At 48.7% G+C, this 7076-nt stretch carries 8 protein-coding genes; 5 read left to right on the forward strand and 3 right to left on the reverse strand.

The window, feature by feature from the left end:
• Positions 1-157 precede the first annotated feature (157 nt).
• The 3 genes from IM479_RS12105 to cpcB form a co-directional block, all read right to left on the reverse strand.
• Positions 158-973, reverse strand: a complete 816-nt coding sequence (locus IM479_RS12105) for a phycobilisome linker polypeptide (RefSeq protein ID WP_287685055.1) — start codon at positions 971-973, stop codon at positions 158-160.
• Positions 974-1092: 119 nt separating this feature from the next.
• The gene (gene cpcA, locus IM479_RS12110; protein ID WP_158199253.1) at positions 1093-1581 is read right to left on the reverse strand and encodes a C-phycocyanin subunit alpha; all 489 of its coding nucleotides are present in this window, start codon (positions 1579-1581) and stop codon (positions 1093-1095) included.
• Between the two features lie 66 nt (positions 1582-1647).
• The gene (cpcB, locus tag IM479_RS12115; protein ID WP_004268967.1) at positions 1648-2166 is read right to left on the reverse strand and encodes a C-phycocyanin subunit beta; all 519 of its coding nucleotides are present in this window, start codon (positions 2164-2166) and stop codon (positions 1648-1650) included.
• 612 nt (positions 2167-2778) lie between these two features.
• On the opposite strand from cpcB, the gene IM479_RS12120 reads away from it, so the two are divergent.
• The 5 genes from IM479_RS12120 to IM479_RS22655 all read left to right on the forward strand — a co-directional run.
• Positions 2779-4002, forward strand: coding sequence for a M20 family metallopeptidase (locus IM479_RS12120; protein WP_287685058.1), 1224 nt, complete (start codon positions 2779-2781; stop codon positions 4000-4002).
• A gap of 77 nt (positions 4003-4079) precedes the next feature.
• Positions 4080-4967, forward strand: a complete 888-nt coding sequence (argB, locus tag IM479_RS12125) for an acetylglutamate kinase (protein WP_287685056.1) — start codon at positions 4080-4082, stop codon at positions 4965-4967.
• A gap of 340 nt (positions 4968-5307) precedes the next feature.
• Entirely contained in the window at positions 5308-5529 is a 222-nt protein-coding gene (locus IM479_RS12130; RefSeq protein ID WP_286824362.1) for a DUF4327 family protein, read from the forward strand.
• Positions 5530-5572: 43 nt separating this feature from the next.
• On the forward strand, positions 5573-6793 hold the full coding sequence (locus IM479_RS12135; protein WP_287685057.1) for an efflux RND transporter periplasmic adaptor subunit: 1221 nt from the start codon (positions 5573-5575) through the stop codon (positions 6791-6793).
• A 238-nt stretch (positions 6794-7031) separates the two neighbouring features.
• A partial coding sequence (locus IM479_RS22655) for a helix-turn-helix domain-containing protein (protein WP_353737100.1) occupies positions 7032-7076 on the forward strand: 45 nt, incomplete at its 3' end.

A 7076-nucleotide genomic window follows, 5' to 3' on the forward strand; every position in this document is an offset into this window, starting at 1 on the left:
CTGAAAGGTCGCGAAAGTCTGTGGACTTTGTGTAAGACAGTACATGGTTTTTTAACCGTGGTATGCAACGGTGGTTGAAGCAGAAACTTAAATCGTGAGGTTTAGGAATCGCCGCACTTTTAGGGCGGCGAGGATGTCAATTTCTGACCGCTCAAAGCTAGGCGAGGATCAGTTCGATTACCTGGCCGCCTTGACGGTTGATTTCTTGCAATTTGTTCGATAGTTGCTCGTAGGCAACGAGATACTCGCTCACACTGCGACGCACACGGGTTTGTCGTCCCACTTTTGCGCCACTCACCACGCGCAAGCGATAGAATTTGCCCCGATCGCCCCCAGCTAATCCGGTTAAGGATTGACCAGTTCCGTTAATATAAACGGGGGAAGCACTGTTATAGGCTAGTTCCCTGGTCAGTTTTCCCTCTTTTAACGGCGCACGATCGCTGGTCGCATAACCGCGATAGACTTGGAACAGCCGACTAAAACCGACGGTTTTCTGACCCGTCTGGGTAGCGAAACCACGATAGTAGGGGACAATGTTCTGGCCGAAATGTTGGTTGTATTCGGGGGAATCGAAATAGGAATTAATTTCTGCTTCGTAACCCTGTTGATTGTAGAGATCGGTGTGGAAAGCGATCTCAGCTTGATCGTAGGGAGCGCGACCGAGCAGGTGTTTATAATTCAACTCGATAAAGCGATTTTGGGGATTGCTGTGGAAAAATTTCTGCCGATATAGTTCTGATTGAGCGATCGCCCGAACAAAATCCCTGACGCTAATCGAACGATTGCGTAAGAGGGATTCTAGGCTGATTAGGCGCTCGCTGGACATCAGATGCTCGTTGCCCAAGATCTGTCGATAGGCCCCGCGGATCACCACTTCTACCTGTTCATCACTGTCGGTGGCGCGTAATTCCAAGCGGGGGGAACCGTTGTAGGGTTCAAATCCCAGTCTTTGGGCTGCCATTAAGCTAGTCATCGTCGATCCTCCTGAAACTAACTGTATATGGATATAACAAGGTCTGGAAGAACAGGTGATTGCTAACCCTTTTGCTAACAACCTCCTGTCTTTCCAGACCAGCAGTTTTTTTGATCGGACTAGCTGAGAGCGTTGATCGCGTAGTCGATATAGGAGTTGGCTTCTACCGCAGGGTCGCCACTTAAACCATGGTTGGCTTTGATGTATTTGAGGGCTTCGATGTACCAGCTAGGAGACAGGTCGAAGGTGCGGTTGATTTCGTCGATACCAGCGATGAGGTACTCGTCCATCGGACCGGTTCCACCAGCAACTAAGCAGTAGGTCACCATGCGGAGGTAGTAACCGATGTCACGAGCGCATTTGTCTTTACCGCGTTGGTCCGCCGCAAAGTTAGCCCCTTGCATTTGGGTGGTGTAGGGGTACTTGTTGTACACTGCTTGAGCAGCACCGGAGATTAAAGAATTAGCTTTTTCGGTTAACGCTTTAGCGGCGGTGAGGCTGGCAGAAGCTTGACGAAAACGACCGAAAGCAACTTGGATTTCGGTGCTGCTTAAGAAACGTCCTTGAGAATCAGCGGCTGCTACGGCTTCGGTAAGGGGGGTTTTCATTGTTTGGTATCTCCCAATAATCTTGCAATAAGTTTCCTACGGTTCAATTGAGACTAGCCCCAGGGACTAGGCGACAGCAGCGGCGGCGCGGTCGAAGTAGCTGGCAATTTCAGACATTAAAGCACTGCAATCGCCAGGGGTGACACCGTTGCGATCGTTAGCGATGGACAAAGCAGCTTCTTTCATTTTGCTTACGCCAGCGGCTACGGAAGCTCCAGGTACTCCTAAAGCTACATAGGTTTCGCGAAGACCATTTAAGCAACGATCATCGAGAACACTGCCGTCGCCAGCGAAGGTAGCGTAGGTAACATAGCGCAAGATGATTTCCATGTCGCGTAAGCAAGCGGCCATACGACGGCTGGTGTAGGCATTACCACCGGGGGTGATCAGTTGGGGCTGTTCAGCGAACAGGCTACGAGCGGCGTTAGCAACGATGGTGGAAGCGTTACTGGTGATCCGGTTAACAGAGTCCATCCGTTTGTTGCTGTCGGCAACCATGGCGCTCAGAGCGTCTAGTTGGGAAGAGCTTAAATATTCGCCGCGAGCATCAGCTTGGGATACTACCCGGGTGAATGCGTCAAACATTGTGACAATCTCCTAAATTTAAATGGGATTTGCTTGCAATTAAATGGTTTTCCCTCTTAAGGGATTTCACGGTGAGCCTGGACGAGCCTTGACCGTGATTGTTGCGACCTACTTTAAGAAACCTGAAAAAACTTCATGGCTCTCTCATAAATCACTTAAGGAGGTTAAACAAGTATCCAGCTTAACTTTTGTCTGTTATCTTGGCCCCTCAAATTAAATTTATACACTGCTGTCGAAACTTTGTTTGTTACATATTATTAAGTTTTTTGCTGTCTTTTTGTAACAGTCACTTAACAATAACTCGATCGAGTTGGTCAGGAATTGATGACCATGGCTCAAAGCCTCTCACCGTCGGGAAATCAGAGACAGCAAGGCTTTAAGGGTATAAAGGGCAGCAAGATAAAAATTTTAAGTTTTTTTTAATATTTTCCCCCTTTCCCTTCCCCTATTACCCAAGGATTGCCCTTTCCAGCCCTCCAATTACGATGAAGTTTTGTAAAGAAGGGAGAGGGGAGAGGGGAGTGCGGTGTGGGGTGTAGGGTGTGGGGTGTGGGGTGTCTCCTGACGTTAAACTAGAAACCGGTGATCAAAAAATCTAGCCGTCCGAACCCGATGATTTCCTCCTTTCCCGTTCCTAATAGCTTAAATTGCCCTCAAATTCGCCTTGCTATTCGTTCCCTGCAGCCGCAATTGGTTCACTGGCGCCGACAAATACACCAAAAACCAGAACTAGGCTTTCAAGAACACCTCACCGCCTCCTTAATCAGTCAAACCCTGACTAAATACGGAATTGAGCATCAAACTGGCATCGCCGGCACCGGAATTGTCGCCACCATCGAAGGCAGTCAACCGGGGCCGGTTTTAGCCCTGCGGGCCGATATGGATGCACTACCGATCGCCGAAGAAAACCAAGTCCCCTATTGTTCCCAACATCCGGGCCAAATGCACGCCTGTGGTCACGATGGCCACACAGCGATCGCCCTCGGCACGGCAGTTCACACAGCACAAAACCGTCACCATGTCAAGGGAAAAGTAAAAATTATTTTCCAACCCGCCGAAGAGGGGCCGGGGGGGGCGAAACCGATGATCGAAGCGGGAGTGCTGAAAAATCCCGACGTGGACGGAATTATCGGGCTGCATCTCTGGAATAATCTGCCTTTAGGGACAGTGGGCGTGAAAAATGGTCCCTTAATGGCGGCGGTGGAATGTTTCGATCTCCAGATTCAAGGCCGGGGCGGCCACGGGGCAATTCCCCATCAAACCGTCGATTCACTACTGGTGGCGGCCCAAATCGTCAACGCCTTGCAAACTATCGTCGCCCGCAACCTTAACCCCCTCGATGCTGCCGTGGTGACTGTGGGTAAATTAGCAGCGGGAACCGCTAGAAACGTGATCGCCGATAGTGCTAATCTCAGTGGGACGGTGCGCTATTTCAATCCCCAGTTAGGGGGCTATTTCCGACAACGGATGGCAGAAATTATCGCGGGCATCTGCCAAAGTCAGGGGGCTAGTTATCAATTCGATTACTGGCAATTGTATCCCCCGGTAATCAATCATGATCAGATGGCGGAATTAGTGCGCTCAATCGCCGCACAAGTGGTGGAAACCCCAGCCGGAATCGTTCCCGAATGTCAAACCATGGGAGGGGAAGATATGTCCTTCTTTTTACAGGAAGTACCGGGCTGTTATTTCTTCTTGGGGTCTGCCAATCCCGAATTAGGATTAGCCTATCCCCACCATCATCCCCGCTTTGATTTTGATGAATCGGTGTTAGCGATGGGAGTCGAGATTTTTGTCCGTTGCGTCGAAAAATTCTGCAACTCTAAGACTTTCTAGAAATCCGTTCAAGGTGAACAGTTTTTGTCAAACCCGAAACCGCTAAACTGATCACTGAATCAGACAAGTAAAAAAGCATGAACAATAATACCCACGAAAACGATGCCCAACGGGTGAAAATCCTCAGCGAGGCCCTACCCTATATACAAGAATTTCGCGGTCGTACCGTAGTGGTTAAATACGGTGGTGCGGCCATGAATAACAGCGATATCAAAGACACGGTCATGCGAGATATCGTTTTTCTCTCCTGTGTGGGAGTTCGTCCCGTTATTGTCCACGGTGGCGGTCCAGAAATCAATAGTTGGCTGGATAAATTAGGCATTGAACCCCAATTTAAAGACGGTTTACGCGTCACCGATGCCGCCACCATGGATGTGGTAGAAATGGTGCTAGTCGGACGCGTCAATAAAGAAATTGTTGCCCTGATCAATCAAGCCGGCGGTAAAGCGGTAGGATTATGCGGTAAGGATGGCAATCTGATCACTGCTCGTCCCGTGGGTAAAGAGGGCATTGGTTTTGTGGGAGAAGTGAGCAGTGTCGATACTAGCGTCGTCGAATCCTTGGTTAATAGTGGCTATATTCCCGTGATTTCCAGTGTGGCCGCCGATGAAACCGGCCAAGCTCATAATATCAATGCCGATACGGTAGCCGGAGAAATAGCGGCGGCTTTAGGGGCAGCTAAACTGATTTTGATGACTGATACAGCCGGAATTTTCGAGAATTACAAAGATCCTTCCACTTTATTGGCTAAATTGGATATCCAACAGGCCCGGGAGTTGATTCAAAAAGGCATCGTTGCTGGTGGGATGATTCCCAAAGTTGGCTGCTGCGTGCGATCGCTAGCCCAGGGAGTTCAGGCTGCTCATATTATCGATGGTCGTCTTCCCCACGCCCTTTTACTGGAAATTTTCACCGATCGAGGCATCGGTTCCATGATTGTGGCCTCTGGTTATACTAATCTATAGTAGGGCTTTAAGACTTTTAGACCTTTTGTCAATCAAAAAGTACTGGATATGGGAGTGATCGGGGGGAAATTTAGGCACTTTTTCCCTGAAAATTAGGTAATTGGCCACCTCAAAACTGGTAAAACCCCACACCCTGCCACCACCGAAAAACTTTTTGCCGCAAACCCGATAGTAGTAATTACCGTACTTTTGGTCAAAAAGACTTGCCTAAAACCAGAGATCTGGTGTACAAGTAAGTTAGTAAACGCGCTTCTCGCTCCTTTGCAATGGCAAAAGTCTTAGTCTTGAGTTAGTTTAGTCGGGAAGCGCAAAATCCGAAGTTTTCATAGCAATTGAATTTATGACCAAACAAGCTGTAGCTCACCCGATGGTGAAGTTTCAACGCAAGGTTAGCAAGTGGATAGATGCAAAAGTAGTCAAACCTAGCGATAGTATCTGGAAACTCGCTCTTTTATACGGAGATGATTGGGCATACTGGAAGCAAGAGTTGCTCGATTTCGGTTTCTCCATGCAAGACCCTCTCAGCGAAGTGGTAGCGGTAGAAGCTTGGGACGAAGAATAAGCGACCATCGACTCAAAAGCAGCTTTCTACCAAGATTATCGCCATGGGATCGACTCCGATTATCCTTTCCGCTCTGGTTATCTTATCCTTAAGCGCGAGTTGTTCTCCCCAGACCGAAACCCAACCACTGCCACCGGCAGCCCGTACTACTACCGTCAACGTCACCACGGCTAAACCGGCAACCATCGGACGCAATCTCGATTACACGGGAACTACCCGACCTTTAAAAGTCGTTTCTCTGCGATCGCAAGCCACCGGTCAGTTACTTAATCTCGTCGTCGATGTGGGAGATGAGGTGCAATTAGGACAAATCCTCGCTCATGTTGATGATCGTCTCCTTGCCACCGTTGTCCGGCAAGAAAAAGCCGCCCTGTCGTCCCTAGAAGCGGAATTAGCCCGGGCGAGAATTGAAGTCAGTAACGCTGAAATTGAAGTGGAGCGCCTACAACTACAATACCAACAGGCCAAAAATGATGGCGAGCGCCAGCAAAAATTAGCCCTAGAAGGAGCGATTCCCCTGCAACAGGCCGAAACAGCCCAAACTACGGCAGCAGTAGCTTTAAAAGCCGTTAATAGCGGGCGATCAAGAATTAAAGTCGAGGAGCAGGTGGTGGCGGCAATTATCGGCAGAATTGCCGCCCAAAAATCGGTCATCGCTCAGGAACAACAACGTCAGGCCTACGCTATTCTTAAATCACCGGCGACGGGGATAGTTATCGAAAAACTGAAAGAGCCGGGGGATTTAGTCAGTATCGGCGATGAAGTCCTCAAAATTGGCGATTTTCAGCAGGTCAAGGTGGTAGTATTATTATCGGAATTGGATTTAAAAACGATTAATTTAGGACAAAAGGTTAATGTCAGCCTTGATGCTTTCGGTGATAGAAATTTTTCCGGTCGCATCACCAGGATTTTTCCCCTCAGCCAAGGCACGGCCCGGCGGATTCCTGTGGAGATTGCTCTACCCAATGGGGATGGTTTAATCAAAGGGGGATTATTGGCCCGGGTGCGGTTTAATAATAATTCTGCCCCTCAGGTGATTGTTCCCGAAACAGCAATTGTCAGTCAAGGGGAATCCGCGGCAATTTTCGTCCTTTCCGAGTCTAACTCGCAAGTGGAAAAACGTCCCGTTCGTCTCGGTCAAGCGCTCGACGGTCAAGTAGAAATTATCACTGGACTTGAACCGGGGGAGCGTTTCGTCGTTAATAGTAGTAAACCTTTGCAAAATGGTGAAAAAGTCCGCGTCAGTATCCTAAGTAATCCTTGAGCAAACCAGGGGCGAACCCATCGGCAGGCAGCTTTTATCCTATCACCCCAGGGATCAACGTTTTGATGCTGTTAGGGTTGAGATAGGTCGGTTAGTGACTCACCGTTCGCTCATTTCTCGAACCGAAAATTTGATAAATTGTCTCATCGAAAATTTTGGGTCTGAAACCCCGTCGTTCTACGACGGCTTTACCGTTAAATACTAGCGCATTTACCAAATATATGCTAAAATGTGAGACATGGAAAAAGCCTATTCGTTTCGATTTTACCCAACACCCGAACAA

Origin of the sequence: Microcystis sp. M165S2 (assembly GCF_020245885.1) — a bacterium.
GTDB lineage: Bacteria > Cyanobacteriota > Cyanobacteriia > Cyanobacteriales > Microcystaceae > Microcystis.

What these genes read in the sequence shown, in the direction of transcription:
- IM479_RS12105 (WP_287685055.1), bottom strand. Translation starts at nt 973, where the DNA reads ATGACTAGCTTAATGGCAGCCCAAAGACTGGGATTTGAACCCTACAAC.
- cpcA (WP_158199253.1), bottom strand. Translation starts at nt 1,581, where the DNA reads ATGAAAACCCCCCTTACCGAAGCCGTAGCAGCCGCTGATTCTCAAGGA.
- cpcB (WP_004268967.1), bottom strand. Translation starts at nt 2,166, where the DNA reads ATGTTTGACGCATTCACCCGGGTAGTATCCCAAGCTGATGCTCGCGGC.
- IM479_RS12120 (WP_287685058.1), top strand. Translation starts at nt 2,779, where the DNA reads ATGATTTCCTCCTTTCCCGTTCCTAATAGCTTAAATTGCCCTCAAATT.
- argB (WP_287685056.1), top strand. Translation starts at nt 4,080, where the DNA reads ATGAACAATAATACCCACGAAAACGATGCCCAACGGGTGAAAATCCTC.
- IM479_RS12130 (WP_286824362.1), top strand. Translation starts at nt 5,308, where the DNA reads ATGACCAAACAAGCTGTAGCTCACCCGATGGTGAAGTTTCAACGCAAG.
- IM479_RS12135 (WP_287685057.1), top strand. Translation starts at nt 5,573, where the DNA reads ATGGGATCGACTCCGATTATCCTTTCCGCTCTGGTTATCTTATCCTTA.